This window comes from Streptomyces sp. NBC_00490, assembly GCF_036013645.1.
GTDB classification, from domain to species: Bacteria; Actinomycetota; Actinomycetes; order Streptomycetales; family Streptomycetaceae; genus Streptomyces; species Streptomyces canus_F.
Genome location: NZ_CP107869.1, coordinates 5,005,305 through 5,019,409, shown reverse-complemented (window position 1 = coordinate 5,019,409; position 14,105 = coordinate 5,005,305). Strand labels below are relative to the sequence as shown.

Here is a 14,105-nt window from a genome sequence, read left to right as displayed (position 1 = left end):
GCGTCAGGAAGCGGTCGGCGTCCAGCCGCCGAGCCAGTCGGCGACCTCCTGGCCGGTGGCCTGGGAGTCGGTCAGCTGGGGCCGGTCACCGCTCGCGCTGCCGGAACCGGCGCCGGTGTTCTTGTACTCGGCGAACCGGTCGTCCTTCCAGGAGAAGCCGCTCATGTCGGTCCACGGCGTGGACTTGATCGCAGCGCTCAACGACGTGTTCCGGACCGTGGTCTGCGGGTCGAGGGTCGTGTCGCCGCCGGCGTGCCAGGGGCGGCCCAGGTAGAAGCTCGCGGCCGAGACGTCCCCGTTCACCGTCGAGTTGGCGATGAGGATGCCCTTGCGGTCGGCGGCGGTGCTGGGCGCGGTGACGTAACCGGCCGAGGTGCCGTTCCAGCGCTTCTTCAGCGTGATGACGGACTTGTCGATCACCGTGGTGGCCCGGCCGAAGATGAAGTCGACGTTGCCGATGACGTAGGAGTTGGTCATGTAGACCCGGCCCAGCTTGTCCTTCGCCGCCGTGTCCACGAGCAGGGTGTCCTGGTCGCCGCTGACGATGATCCCGTCGAGGAACACCTTGTCGGCGGCGGTGCGCAGGGCGACCGCCTGATTGGCGATGTCCTGGTGGCTGGCCTCGTCGAAGTCGTTGGAGACGGTCAGGTTGCGGGCCTGGAAGTCGTCGGCCTCGACGGCGACGGTGGCGCTGCCGCCGGTGCCGTAGGTGCCGGAGCCGTCGGGCTTGGGCGTGCCCGACGCGTTGTTGTAGACGATCACCGTGTCCTTACGGCTGGCGCCCGACCCCTGGATGGTGACGTGCGGCTTGTTGGACGGCACCTTGACCAGCTCGCGGTATGTCCCCGGCTTCACCGATATCACCACGCGGGAGGAGTTGCCCGCCGGTACGGCGTTCACCGCGGCCTGCACGGTCGAGTACTGCCCGCTGCCGTCCTTGGCGACGGTGAGCGTGGTGGCGGTGGCGGCCTTCGTCGAGGCGGTCGCCGTCGTACCGATCGAACTCCGGGGTCCCGCACCGGACTTGAGAAGCGCCGGTACGTCGGCCGTCTTGTCGAGCGTGTAGGCGTAGTACGTCTTCGGGTCGAAAGCCGTACCCCCGCTCTCGTTGCGCCCGCTGGTGCCGACGAAGGTGTTCCCCTTCTGCGCGATCGTCGCGCTGCTGTCCTTGATGACGGGGTTGTTGACGCCCTGGAAGTAGGAGTTCTCCAGGACCATCTTGGTGGCGCCGCGCGAGTAGTTGCCGTACGACGACTTGATGTCGGTGTCGGCGACGTCCTCGAGGAAGTTGTTGTAGAGGTGCGCGTGCGCGGCGTTGTCCGTCGACGGGTTGCGCTGCTCGGTCTCGCGGATCCAGTTGTGGTGGATGGTGATGTCGGTGACGACGTTCTCCGTCCACCCGATGCCGAACGCCTTGTTGTCCTGGCTGAGTTTGTTCCAGGAGACGGTCACATAGGTGCTGTCCTTGCGGACGTCGATGAGCCCGTCGGCCATGTGCCGCAGATCGTTGTGGTCGATCCAGACGTGATGGGCACCGTCCATCTGGACGGCGTCGAAGTCGTGGTCCTTGTCGTTCCAGATGCCCTGGTAGGCGTCCCGGATGGTCAGGTTCCGGATGATCACGTTGTGCACGCCGGACCCGAGGAAGAACCCGCCGCCGACGATGTGCCCGGAGGTCCCGGCCCCGACGATGGTCTTGTCGGACCGGACCTTGATCTCCTTGCCGACCGGGTTCATGTTGATGGTCGCGGCGACGACGATGACGTACGGCTCGGCCGCGGTCGCGTACTTCTCCAGGTCCGCGAGCGTTTTGACGGTGACGGTCTGCCCGTCGCGCCCGCCGTAAGTGCCGTTCTGCCCCAGCGCGTTGACCGAGGCGAAGCCGTCGGCGGTGGCGGTCGCCCACGCGGGGGCCGCGGCGGTGGCGGCGGACGCGTGGGACTGGGTGCCCGGGAGGGAGCCGTACGCCGTGACGCCGGCGGCGGTCAGAGCGAGCGGGACGCCCACCGCGAGGGCTGTCTTCCTCCGGCGGTGGCGGGCCTTGCCGCGGATCTCACTCATGGGGGGATTCCGTTCCGTGCGGGGGTAGGGACCGCAGTGCAGTCGCCGCCCCCGCACGGAAGGTTGCCGCGCGAACCGGCCAGTCCGGCTACTTGGCGCAGGACTTGGGGTCGAGGTTCTCCTGCCACTTGTCCTCACGGCCGTCCGGCTGGCCGTTGGGCAGGAGCTTGTCGGAGACGCCGTCGATGTAGTAGCCGTACGAGTAGATCGTCTTCCAGCTCGCGTCCCGGCCACGCCAGGTGTGCGCGGTGACCTCGCCGTCGCCCTTGTTCCACTGGTAGTCCTCGACGTAGAAGACCGGGTTCACGCGGACCACGCGCTGGTACGGCGTCCAGGTCGTCGCGACCTGGGTGCACGGCGGTATCGACTTCTCGCTGCGGCGCTCGAAGGACGAGCTCTTCTCCCAGCCCCACTCGTAGCCGGCGCTGCCGCCCACGGTGCCGGAGAAGATGCTCTTGGCGAGCGAGAGGCTGATGTTGGCGCCGACGCTCTTCTTGGCGAACGTCTTGGTGCTGTAGCCGCTGACGAAGGTCACCTTGTCCTCCGTCGTGCCGTGGTTGCCGGTCCACTCGGAAGTGCGGACGGGCTCGCCCTTGACCGACCAGGTGGACGCCTGCGCGTACCCGCACCAGCCGCGGAACAGCTCCCACGGTCCGGCGGGCACCCACAGCCCGACGACGTCCCGCAGGTACTCGTCCTGCGTCTTGAACTCGCCGGTGTCGACGTTGTAGGCGCCGTAGACCCCGGTCAGGCTGGTCTCCTGGCCGCACAGCCGGTCGAGCATGACGTCGGTGTTCCCGGGGTCCACACCCCGGACGTTCTGGGCGCCGCCGGGGCCGGCGGCCTGCGCGGCGCCGGAACCGGCCAGCAGTCCGGTGACGGCGAGGGCCACGGACGCGGCGGCCAGGGCGCTCTTCTTCAGAGCCGATGTGCGAAACGTGCGCATGGGGGGTTCTTCACTCCTGAGCGTTGAGGACAGACGCGTGGGGCATCTGTTCGACAGCTCAGGAAGGTGGCAGAGAACCCGTGAGTAGGGTCGAAAACGCGGGAGCCTTGACAGGACATTGACAGCTTGGCCGTCACTGTCCAGCGGCGGGATTCTCCGGCGGAGGAGTGGGCGCACCCGGCATGTGCACGGTCGCGATGGTGCCGCCGCCCGGCGCGTGCCCCAGCGTCACCTGGCCGCCGGCCTGCTCCACCGTGCGGGCGACGATGGAGAGACCGAGGCCCGAACCGGGGAGCGCGCGGGCGCTCGGTGAGCGCCAGAAACGGTCGAAGACGTGCGGGAGTTCGTCCTCGGGGATGCCGGGGCCGTGGTCGCGGACGGTGAGGGTGCCGTCGGAGGTCAGCCGGACCTCGACCGAGCCGCCCTCGGGGCTGAACTTCACGGCGTTGTCCAGGATGTTGACCACGGCACGTTCCAGAGCGGAGGGCTCGGCACGGACGTACCAGGGCCGGAGGTCGGCGTCGATGGTCAGCTCGGGGCCGCGCAGCCGCGCGCGACGCAGGGCGGACTCGACGGTGTCCTCCAGCGAGACGACCTGCACACGTTCCCCCCGCTGCCCCTCCGACCTCGACAGCTCCTGCAAGTCGCCGATGAGCGCCGCCAGTTCGGTCATCTGCGCCTTCACCGAGGCAAGCAGCGCCTTGCGGTCCGCCTCGGGGATGGGACGGCCGGTCTCCTCACTGCGGGTCAGGAGCTCGATGTTGGTGCGGAGGGAGGTGAGGGGGGTACGGAGTTCGTGGCCGGCGTCCGCGATCAACTGCTGCTGGAGGTCGCGGGAGCTGGCGAGGGACGAGGTCATCGAGTTGAACGACCGCGAGAGCCGGGCCACCTCGTCCTCGGAGTCCTCCTCGACGGGGATACGGACACTCAAGTCCTCGGTACGGGCCACGTGCTCGACGGCCTCGGTGAGCTTGTCGACGGGACGCAGCCCCGCGCGGGCCACGGCGAGCCCGGCGGCTCCGGCACCGAGGACTCCTACGCCGGAGACGAGGAGGAGGATGAGGGCGAGTTCGTTGAGGGTGGACTGGGTGCCCTTGAGGGGGACGGCGGCGATGATCCCGACGTTGGGGCCGGCGTCGCCGGTGCCGGTGGTGGTGGGACCCAGATAACGGGTCACCACACGTACCGCGTTGCCGTCCTCGTCCGTTCCTGTGCGGAAGTAGAGCCGGTCGCTGTCGGCCCTCTCGATCACGTTCTTGTCGGCCTGAGTGACCTTGATCGTGCCCGTGGAGCCGTCGAAGACACAGACTTTGCCGCTGTCCGTCACCACCTGCGAGTAGTTGTTCCGGAAGTTGAAGCCAGCGCCGTTCGTCGGGTTCGTGGTGCAGGAATTGAGGGCGGCCTCGGCATCGCCGATCTGCTGGATCTGCCTGGGCCCCTGCATCAACTTCTGCAGGTCACTGTCCAGCTGGTCGTACAACTTCCCCTGCACGATGAACCAACAGGTCACCGAAACCGCCGCCACCGCGAACGCCACCGCCGCCGCGACCAGCAACGACAGCCGCGCCCGGATGGGAAGCGTCCGGAACCGGTGCAGAACCCTGTTCACTCGGCCCCGCCCTGCCGCAACACGTACCCCACGCCCCGCACCGTGTGCACGAGCCGAGGCTCTCCGCCCGCCTCCGTCTTGCGGCGCAGGTACATCACATACACGTCGAGGGAGTTCGACGACGGCTCGAAGTCGAAGCCCCAGACAGCCTTGAGGATCTGCTCACGGGTGAGGACCTGGCGCGGATGCGCCATGAACATCTCCAGCAGCGTGAACTCGGTACGGGTCAGCTCCACCGGCCGCCCCGCACGGGTCACCTCCCGCGTCGCGAGGTCCATCCGCAGGTCCGCGAAGGTCAGCGCCTCGTCCTCCTGAACAGCGGCCCCCGCGTTCGCCGCAGCGTAGGAGCTGCGCCGCAGCAGCGCACGGACCCGCGCGAACAGCTCGTCCAGTTCGAACGGCTTGACCAGGTAGTCGTCGGCGCCGGCGTCGAGACCCGTCACACGGTCGCCGACCGTGTCCCGAGCCGTCAGCATGAGGATCGGCGTCGTCGTGCCGGCACCCCGCATGCGCCGCGCGGCGGTCAGGCCGTCCATGCGGGGCATCTGGATGTCGAGGACCACCAGGTCCGGCTGGTACGCCGTCGCCTTCTCCAGCGCGTCCGCGCCGTCGACCGCGACCTCGGTGTCGTACCCCTCGAAGGCGAGGCTGCGCTGAAGTGCTTCACGCACGGCCGGCTCGTCGTCGACGATCAGGATGCGCTGGGGGTCACGGTCGCCATCGGCGGGGCTCATCGCTCGCGGTTCCTCGGGGTGCGGTGGGGCGGGGCCGGGTTGCTCTCAGCCTCGCATGTTTCGGTGCGGCGGGGTCGAACACGGTGGGGATCAGCCGCGAACCGTTCGACGCCGGGTGACCCTCGCAGCGTGCCGGGCGGCCGCGGTCGAGATCTCGGGGGCGCGGACCGCCGCGGTGGGCGCGTTGAGTTCGTACGCCACTGCCAGCGCGAGGGCGAAACCGGCCGGGTCGTCGCCGCCCACCGGGTGGGAAACCTGCTTGATCATGACGTACTCCCTGCTGCTCAGAGGGGGTTCAGCTGTCGCTGCCGCCGGCCCGCAGCTTCGCCAGGTCGGCCTTGACGGTGTTGATCGGGATGGCGAAACCGAGGCCGACACTGCCGGCGCTGGACGAGGACGTGGAGTCCGCGGCGGAGTACATCGCCGAGTTGATGCCGACGATGTTGCCGTTCATGTCGATCAGCGCGCCGCCGGAGTTGCCGGGGTTCAGGGACGCGTCGGTCTGGAGCGCCTTGTACGTCGTCGTGGACGAACCGGTGTCGCCGTTGAACTCCTGGCCACCGAACTCGAACGGCCACTGCCCGCTGCCGCCGCCCTGGCCCTGGCTCTGGCTCTCGTCGGTCGAGACGGTCACGTCGCGGTCGAGCGCCGAGACGATGCCGCTGGTGACGGTGCCGGTCAGGCCCTCGGGGGAGCCGATCGCCACGACCTGGTCGCCGACCTGGACACCGTCGGAGTTGCCGAGGGTCGCGGGGGTCAGCCCGGAGGCGTTCTCCAGCTTGATCAGGGCGAGGTCCTTGGCGCTGTCGGTGCCGACGACCTTGGCGGTGTACTCCTTGCCGTCGCTCGTCGAGACCTTGATCGAGGAGGCGCCGGAGACGACGTGGTTGTTGGTGATGATCTCGCCGTCGCCGGTGATGATCACGCCGGAGCCGGTGGAGGAGCCGTTGCTCAGCGTCGCGTTGATCTCGACGATGCTCGGGCTGACCGCCTTGGCGACCCCGGAGACCGTGCCCTTGGCGGAGGACGGGACGACGTTGGTGCTGGTGCTGCTGGAGGTGACCGTGTCGTTGCCGGTGAGTTCCTGGATGCCGTACGCCGTACCGCCGCCGATCGCCGCGGCGACGATCGCCACGGCGGCGAGGAGGGCGAGGGGGCCCCGGGTCCGCTTCTTCGGCGCGGCGGGCTCCGCCGGTGCCGCGGTGAGGAGAGCCGTACCGCCGCCGTTGCCGTTGCCGTCGCCGCCGTCAGCGGACGTGGCGTAGGCCGGCTGCTGCTGGGCCGGCCACACGGTCGTACCCGGCTCGACGGTCACCGGCTGCGGCGCGGGCGGCTGCGCCGGCGGGGGCGGCCACTCCGGGTTCACGGGGGAGGAGGCGTGCTGCTGGGCGCCCTGGTAGGGGTTCGCGTACTGCTCGTACTCGCCGTCGCGGCGGAAGCTCTCGGTCATGGCACTGAGCTTGTCGCCCCACCATGAGAGCTCCCTGAGTGCTCCCTGAGAACGCCCCGAGAACCTCGTTCGCCCGATATAAAGCCGGACCAGGGAGCGAGCGGAACCTTCTCAGACAGACCTCATGAAGACCCACCCAGGGGCGCGGGGAACTGCGCGACCAGCCACGGACAAGCCGCAGACGAATGACGGCCGAACCTACTCACACCCGCAAGAGCGCCGCACAACAAGCCTCGACGGAAACACCTTCAACCGCTCGCGCCGCGAACCCGCGACCCGCAGCCCGTCATCGAGCACCAGGTCCACCGCCGCCCGCGCCATCGCCGACCGGTCCGACGCGACCGTCGTCATCGGCGGATCCGCCAGCGCCGCTTCCTTGATGTCGTCGAACCCGATCACCGCCAGCTCACCCGGCACATCGATCCGCAGCTCGCGCGCCGCGCGCAGCACGCCGATCGCCTGGTCGTCGGTGGAGCAGAAGATCGCGGGCGGACGCTCGGGGCCCGACAGCACACCCAGCGCCACCTGATACGCGTCGTAGCGGTTGTACGGCGCCTCGAAGAGCCGCCCCTCGGTGGAGATCCCCGCCTCGTCCATCACGCGCCGCCAGCCCTCGACGTGGTCGGAGACCGGGTCGCCGACGGAGGGGGTCTCGGCGGTGCCGCCCATACAGGCGACGTAGGCGTAGCCGTGGTCCAGGAGGTGGCGGGTGGCGAGCTCGGCGCCGCCGAGGTCGTCCGTGACCACCGCGACGTCGTCGATCGCCTCGGGCCGCTCGTGCAGGAGCACCACGCGGGCGTCCCAGGCGTCGATCTCGGCGGCAGCGTTGTCATTCAGTGCGTGGCTGACCAGGATCAGGCCGGAGACCCGCATGCCGAGGAAGGCCCGCAGATAGTGGACCTCGCGCTCGGCGATGTAGTCGGAGTTGCCGACCAGCACCATTTTCCCGCGCTCGGACGCGGCCTGTTCGACCGCGTGCGCCATCTCCCCGAAGAAGGGCTGGCGCGCGTCCGGCACGATCAGGCCTATGAGGTCGGTGCGGCGCGATGCCATGGCCTGGGCGACCCGGTCGGGCCGGTAACCCAGTTCCTTGATCGCGGCGAGGACACGCTCGCGCGTGGCCGGGGCAACCGGCCGGGGTCCGTTGTTGATGACATAGCTGACGACGGCGGTGGACGTCCCCGCCAGCCGCGCCACATCATCCCTGGTTACCTTGGCCACGCGCGGAGTCTACGCGGATGGACCCGCTCTGGGCAGGGCGTGAAGGAGCTTCCCCGTGCCCCGCCCGAGCGTTTCCGACGACCGCTAGACGTCCGCATTGACCTCGGCCGCGTCCAGGGCGGCCGTCTCGTCCGCATCCTCCGCCTTTGGCTGGGCGCTCTTGGACTTTGCCTCGTCCGAGACGGCCCCACCCTTCTCCGGAGTAACGAATCGATAACCGACGTTACGGACGGTACCGATGAGCGACTCGTGCTCGGGGCCGAGCTTGGCGCGCAGACGTCGTACGTGCACGTCCACGGTCCGGGTGCCACCGAAGTAGTCGTAGCCCCATACCTCCTGGAGCAGCTGGGCACGCGTGAAGACGCGGCCCGGGTGCTGCGCGAGGTATTTGAGGAGCTCGAACTCCTTGAAGGTCAGGTCGAGGACCCGGCCCTTCAGCTTGGCGCTGTAGGTCGCCTCGTCGACCGAGAGGTCGCCGTTGCGGATCTCCATGGGGGAGTCGTCGTTGACGATCTGCTGCCGGCCCATGGCCAGTCGCAGTCGTGCCTCGACCTCGGCCGGCCCGGCGGTGTCGAGCAGGACGTCGTCGATGCCCCAGTCGGCGGTGACGGCGGCGAGGCCGCCCTCGGTGACGACGAGGATGAGCGGACAGCCCGGCCCCGTGGAGCGCAGGAGCTGGCACAGGCTGCGGACCTGTGGCAGATCGCGGCGGCCGTCGATGAGGATCACGTCGGCACCAGGGGTGTCGACGAGGGCAGGGCCTTCTGCCGGGGCCACTCGCACGTTGTGCAAAAGCAGGCCGAGAGCGGGAAGCACCTCCGTCGACGGCTGGAGGGCATTGGTCAGGAGCAGCAGAGAACTCATACGGCTGGTTCCTCCTCGGTCCCGGCGAGGTCTTGCTTTCGTATACAGGTGATCCGAAAGCACAAAAGGACTCGGGGGCTGCATTGCCCGAGTCCTCTGTTGAGGAGAATAGCCCACATGCGCATTGATCCGGCAGGTCGTGTGGTGCGATCCACCCCGATTCCGCACTCTGAGACGAACAGAGGCACACCTATACGGACGTTTCTGCACACCGCCGACGGTGTGACGATCGATTCCGTATACGATCCGCCGGCCGTTGTATACGACACCTCCGCTTCATCCGCGCGTGGTCTCGTGTTCGTCGTCGCGCACGGTTTCACCGGCGATGTGGATCGTCCACATGTTCGCCGGGTGGTGGAGACGTTCACGCAGTACGGGGGCGTCGTCACGTTCTCCTTCCGCGGCCACGGGGCCTCGGGCGGGCGTTCGACGGTGGGGGACCGCGAGGTGCTGGATCTGGCGGCCGCGGTGGAGTGGGCCCGGTCGCTCGGGCACCCGCGCGTGGTGACCGTCGGCTTCTCCATGGGCGGTTCTGTGGTGCTCCGGCACGCGGCCCTGTACCGGCCGGACGGTGACTCGGGGCGCGAGGGGCGCACGGAAGCGCACTCGGACGCGGTGGTCTCGGTGAGTGCTCCGGCTCGCTGGTACTACCGCGGCACAGCCCCTATGCGCAGGGTCCACTGGCTGATAACCCGCCCCGAGGGCCGTCTGGTCGGCCGCTACGGCCTGCGGACGAGGATCCACCACCGGGAGTGGGACCCGGTCCCGCTGTCCCCGGTGGAGGCCGTCCCGAGGATCGCCCCCACCCCTCTCCTCGTCGTCCACGGCGACCGCGACGGCTATTTCCCCCTCGACCACCCCCGCATGCTCGCCGCGGCCGCCGGTGACCACGGCGAACTGTGGCTGGAGCCCGGCATGGGCCATGCCGAGAACGCGGCACCGGACGAGCTGCTGGGGCGCATCGGGGACTGGGCCGTCGCGCAGGGCGGCTAGCCTGACCGTGTACACAGCCGATTGATTGAGGAACCGGATGCCCAAGGTCACGGTCCGCTACTGGGCCGCCGCCAAGTCCGCGGCCGGCGTCGCCGAGGAGGCGTACGACGCGGACACGCTCGCCGAGGCGCTCGACGCGGTGCGCGGGCGACACCCCGGCGAACTCACGCGCGTCCTGCAGCGATGCTCGTTCCTCATCGACGGTGACCCCGTGGGCACCCGCGGACATGAGACGGTACGGCTGGCCGACGGCGGCACGGTCGAGGTGCTCCCGCCGTTCGCAGGAGGGTGACGATGACCGACCAGCCGTATGAGGGGCAGCAGCAGTACCAGCAGGGTTACGACCGGTACTGGCAGCAGCACCAGCAGCCCCAGCATCAGCAGCAGTCCTGGCCCGGGCAGCAGCAGGGCTACGAGGATCCGCAGGCCGCCCAGCAGTACACCCAGCAGTGGCAGGGCCAGACCTGGGAGACCCAGGCCCACGCACCGGTCGCGCCGGCCGCGGACACCTCGTACGTGCCGCAGCAGGCGTACGCCGAGCCGCCGGCCCCCGCGGCGACCCCTCCGCAGGCCCCCGTCACCTCCGGGTACGGCCCCGCCAGCATCGGCGGCAACGCCCGCATCACCGACGCCCAGCGCGCCCGGCTCGAGGGCCGCTCCCCGGTCATCGAGCCCGGCATGCAGCCCGCCGCGCTCACCGCGCTGCTCGGTCTGCTCCTCGCCGGCACGGCGGCCGTCGGGTCGTACGCGCTGCTCGTCCCGCTCGTCGTCCTGCAGGCCGTCACGGCGGCCGGCTGGTTCCGGCTGAACGGCATGTGGCCCGCCCGGCAGGGCATCGCGCTGGCGTTCCTGGGCGCGCTGGTCGCGGACGTGGCGCTGCTGGCGTCCGACCACGCGCCGTCCGCGATCCTCGGGACGCTGGGCGTGTGGGTGCTGCTCTCCCTGGTGCTCCAGCTGCGCTCGCACGCCGACGCCGACACCCGGATGTACGGCCTGATGGCCACCGTCGCCTCGGCGGCCCTGGCAATCATCGCGTCCGGCTATCTCGCGGCCGCCGCGGACGCGGTGACGGTCGGCGCGGCCTCGGTCGCGGTCGCCGTCCTGGCCCGTGCGCTGCCGCTGCCGACGCCGGCCTCCGTGGTGGTCTCGCTGCTCGCCGCGGCGGGCGCGGGCATCGCGGCCGGCGGGATGACGGACCTGGGCTCCGAGGGCGCGCTGCTGGGTGCGGGCGCGGGGGTGTGCGCGCTGATCGGACACCGGGTCGCGAGCTACGACTACCCGTCCCGCTTCGTGCACTTCACGGCGGGCGTGGCCCTGCCGCTGGCCGCCGCGGCACCGGCGGTGTACGTGCTGGGGCGGGCGCTCGGGTAAAGCCCGGGCCCGCCTTGTCACAGGTGATCGACAAACTCCTGGTCGGCGTCCCGGCCGCAGTTACGGTGGCAGCCGGACGTAGACCGCCTAGGTGGGGGAACACCAAAGAATGCGCGCACTGCGAATACTCCTGATCGTCGTCGTCATTCTGGGCGGCCTCTTCGTGATCGCCGACCGTGTCGCGGTCCACTTCGCGGAGGGCGAGGTGGCGGACAAGCTCAGGACCACCGAGAACCTCTCCTCCACCCCCGATGTGTCGATCAAGGGCTTCCCGTTCCTCACCCAGGTCGTCTCCGGCGAGCTCGACGACACCGAGGTCGGCATCAAGGACTACGAGGCCGCCGCCGGCACCACGGGCGACAAGATCCGCATCGACGACATCAAGGCGAACTTCAAGGGCGTGGCCTTCAACGGCGACTACAGCTCCGCGACCGCCGCCACCGCGAACGGCACCGCGAGCATCTCCTACGACGAGCTGCTCAAGGCCGCCGCGTCCGAACCGACGCAGATCTTCACCGGGGTGACGGCCGAGGTCGTCGGCCTCTCCGACGGCGGCAACGGCAAGATCAAGGTGAACGTCAAGGTCACGGCCCTGGGCAAGTCGACGACATACCCGGTGCTCAGCACGGTCACCGTCGACGGCGACACCGTGAAGGTGCACGCGGACAACCTGCCGAACATGGTCGTCGAGGTCGCGGAGGGCAAGGTCCGCTCGATCACCGACTTCGAGCAGAAGATCGACGATCTGCCCGGCGGCGTGCAGCTCGACAAGGTCGAGGCCGCGCAGAACGGTGTAGAGGTGACAGTGAAGGGTTCGAACGTCGAGCTGGCCGGGTAGGACCGCGTTCGGCGGACAGGAACTGTCCGAGGAGCGAGACGGGCCGTCCGCAGCGCAGATGTGACGACGGCCACCGGCGCCCGAAACCCGTGCGAACACGGCCCGGGCGCTGCTCGGATCCCACATCCCGGACGATCGCGTCTCAAAATACGACACGCCGGTGACACGCCAGGCTGTCCGTCCCTACGATCGACGCATGAAGCGACAGGCGGATCTCACGAAGCGGCGGGCAGTGGACCTGTGCCGCGTTGCCGCCATGCTCTGTCGCCCCTTCTGAGCGGAAGCTCCGTCCTTCCGCATCCCCTCGCCCTGATTCCAGGGCATCCGTGCGCCGCGCCCGCACCGGGCCACGCACCCTCGCACTCGCACGCCCCGCCGTAACTGCCCCGGAGGAGAAAGAGCATGAGCCGCAGCGACGTCCTGGTCGACGCCGACTGGGTCGAGGCCAACCTCGACAACGCCGACATCGCGATCGTGGAGGTGGACGAAGACACGTCCGCCTACGAGAAGAACCACATCAAGAACGCGATCCGGATCGACTGGACGAAGGACCTGCAGGACCCGGTCCGCCGTGACTTCATCGACCAGGAGGGCTTCGAGAAGCTCCTCTCGGCGAAGGGCATCGCCAACGACACGCTGGTGATCCTCTACGGCGGCAACAACAACTGGTTCGCGTCCTACGCCTACTGGTACTTCAAGCTCTACGGCCACGAGAACGTCAAGCTCCTCGACGGCGGCCGCAAGAAGTGGGAGCTGGACGCCCGCGAGCTGGTCGAGGAGGTCCCGGAGCGGGCCGCCACCGACTACAAGGCCAAGCCCCAGAACACCGCGATCCGCGCCTTCCGCGACGACGTGGTGGCGGCGATCGGTTCGCAGAACCTCGTCGACGTCCGTTCGCCCGACGAGTTCAGCGGCAAGCTGCTCGCCCCGGCGCACCTTCCGCAGGAGCAGTCGCAGCGTCCGGGCCACGTCCCGTCCGCCCGCAACATCCCGTGGTCGAAGAACGCCAACGACGACGGCACCTTCAAGTCGGACGAGGAGCTCAAGGAGCTCTACGCCGAGGAGCAGGTCGACCTGGCGAAGGACACCATCGCCTACTGCCGCATCGGTGAGCGCTCGGCTCTCACCTGGTTCGTGCTGCACGAGCTGCTGGGCGTGGAGAACGTCAAGAACTACGACGGCTCCTGGACCGAGTACGGCAGCCTGGTCGGCGTTCCGATCGAGCTCGGCGCCAACAAGTAAGCACAGACCCCGCTCAATCCCGACCGGCCTTCCTTCCGGTCAGACCCCTCTTGGAGAAAGACATGTGTGGAGCGAAGGCCGGCGGCCCGGACGCCTCGACGATCAAGCCCGGTGAGACCACGATCCAGGGCCAGGTGACCCGCGACGGCGAGCCGGTGGTGGGCTACGTCCGCCTCCTGGACTCGACCGGCGAGTTCACCGCCGAGGTCCCCACCTCGGCGACGGGCCAGTTCCGTTTCTACGCGGCCGAGGGCACCTGGACCGTCCGCGCCCTGGTCCCCGGTGGCACCGCCGACCGCACGGTCGTCGCCCAGCAGGGCGGCCTCGCGGAGGTCGCGATCGCGGTCTGAACCGCCGAGACCGACCGAAGGGCCGCACCCTGCCGGGTGCGGCCCTTCGTCATGCCCGGGTACGGGCCTACGCTGGAGTCATGCTGGCACGACGACGTCATGTCTACTTCGCCATGATGGGCACGTGCATCGGGCTCTTCGTCCTGGCCTGGTCCGTCGTGCGCCTCTGGTCGGTTCCGGTGGCCGTCGGCATGTGCGTGGTCGCCATGCTGATCCCCCCGGTCGCCGCGATGGCCGCCAACCGGCGCGGCCCCGACGACCGCTGGTGGGACGACCCGTCCGGTGACCCCAAGTCGGACGACTGGTGGGACGAACTGGACGGAAAGAAGCGACCGCGGTAGGAGGCGTTTCTCGCCCCCGCCGCCCTTACCCGTCCCATCCCAGGGGGCTCCGCCCCCTGGACCCCCGCTCCTCAAACGCCGGAGG

The 14,105-nt window shown here is 69.4% G+C and carries 15 protein-coding genes; 7 read left to right on the top strand and 8 right to left on the bottom strand.

The genetic code is table 11. The features are described 5' to 3' along the window. Nucleotides 1-3: 3 nt before the first annotated feature. From OG381_RS22665 to OG381_RS22630, 8 genes are all read right to left on the bottom strand, one after another. Nucleotides 4-2,061: a pectinesterase family protein gene (locus tag OG381_RS22665; RefSeq protein ID WP_327717913.1), complete on the bottom strand. Its 2,058-nt coding sequence runs from the start codon at nt 2,059-2,061 to the stop codon at nt 4-6. 88 nt (nt 2,062-2,149) lie between these two features. Then, complete coding sequence (locus tag OG381_RS22660) at nt 2,150-3,007, bottom strand: hypothetical protein (protein WP_327717912.1); 858 nt, start codon at nt 3,005-3,007, stop codon at nt 2,150-2,152. Nucleotides 3,008-3,140: 133 nt separating this feature from the next. Then, nucleotides 3,141-4,616 (bottom strand): sensor histidine kinase, encoded by a 1,476-nt coding sequence (locus OG381_RS22655; protein ID WP_327717911.1) that lies wholly within the window; start codon nt 4,614-4,616, stop codon nt 3,141-3,143. Then, the gene (locus OG381_RS22650; RefSeq protein ID WP_307028935.1) at nt 4,613-5,350 is read right to left on the bottom strand and encodes a response regulator transcription factor; all 738 of its coding nucleotides are present in this window, start codon (nt 5,348-5,350) and stop codon (nt 4,613-4,615) included. The genes OG381_RS22655 and OG381_RS22650 overlap by 4 nt, the downstream gene beginning before the upstream one ends. 90 nt (nt 5,351-5,440) lie before the next feature. Beyond that, nucleotides 5,441-5,617, bottom strand: a complete 177-nt coding sequence (locus OG381_RS22645) for a hypothetical protein (RefSeq protein WP_327717910.1) — start codon at nt 5,615-5,617, stop codon at nt 5,441-5,443. 28 nt (nt 5,618-5,645) lie between these two features. Continuing rightward, nucleotides 5,646-6,800 (bottom strand): S1C family serine protease, encoded by a 1,155-nt coding sequence (locus OG381_RS22640; RefSeq protein ID WP_327717909.1) that lies wholly within the window; start codon nt 6,798-6,800, stop codon nt 5,646-5,648. A 198-nt stretch (nt 6,801-6,998) separates the two neighbouring features. Beyond that, nucleotides 6,999-8,021: a LacI family DNA-binding transcriptional regulator gene (locus OG381_RS22635; protein ID WP_327717908.1), complete on the bottom strand. Its 1,023-nt coding sequence runs from the start codon at nt 8,019-8,021 to the stop codon at nt 6,999-7,001. Between the two features lie 84 nt (nt 8,022-8,105). After that, on the bottom strand, nt 8,106-8,885 hold the full coding sequence (locus OG381_RS22630; RefSeq protein ID WP_046258722.1) for a winged helix-turn-helix transcriptional regulator: 780 nt from the start codon (nt 8,883-8,885) through the stop codon (nt 8,106-8,108). Nucleotides 8,886-9,002: 117 nt separating this feature from the next. On the opposite strand from OG381_RS22630, the gene OG381_RS22625 reads away from it, so the two are divergent. The 7 genes from OG381_RS22625 (at nt 9,003) to OG381_RS22595 (ending at nt 14,020) form a co-directional block, all read left to right on the top strand. Then, nucleotides 9,003-9,878, top strand: a complete 876-nt coding sequence (locus OG381_RS22625) for an alpha/beta hydrolase (protein WP_327717906.1) — start codon at nt 9,003-9,005, stop codon at nt 9,876-9,878. 37 nt (nt 9,879-9,915) lie between these two features. After that, nucleotides 9,916-10,170 (top strand): MoaD/ThiS family protein, encoded by a 255-nt coding sequence (locus OG381_RS22620; RefSeq protein WP_046258723.1) that lies wholly within the window; start codon nt 9,916-9,918, stop codon nt 10,168-10,170. A gap of 2 nt (nt 10,171-10,172) precedes the next feature. Further along, nucleotides 10,173-11,249, top strand: coding sequence for a hypothetical protein (locus tag OG381_RS22615; protein ID WP_327717905.1), 1,077 nt, complete (start codon nt 10,173-10,175; stop codon nt 11,247-11,249). Between the two features lie 109 nt (nt 11,250-11,358). Continuing rightward, nucleotides 11,359-12,087, top strand: a complete 729-nt coding sequence (locus OG381_RS22610; protein ID WP_327717904.1) for an LmeA family phospholipid-binding protein — start codon at nt 11,359-11,361, stop codon at nt 12,085-12,087. A gap of 402 nt (nt 12,088-12,489) precedes the next feature. Continuing rightward, nucleotides 12,490-13,329, top strand: a complete 840-nt coding sequence (locus OG381_RS22605; protein WP_327717903.1) for a sulfurtransferase — start codon at nt 12,490-12,492, stop codon at nt 13,327-13,329. 62 nt (nt 13,330-13,391) lie between these two features. Then, a complete protein-coding gene (locus OG381_RS22600) occupies nt 13,392-13,679 on the top strand; it encodes a DUF1416 domain-containing protein (protein WP_007382995.1) in 288 nt (95 codons plus the stop codon). Nucleotides 13,680-13,759: 80 nt separating this feature from the next. Further along, a complete protein-coding gene (locus OG381_RS22595; RefSeq protein ID WP_307028955.1) occupies nt 13,760-14,020 on the top strand; it encodes a DUF3099 domain-containing protein in 261 nt (86 codons plus the stop codon). Nucleotides 14,021-14,105: the final 85 nt, after the last annotated feature.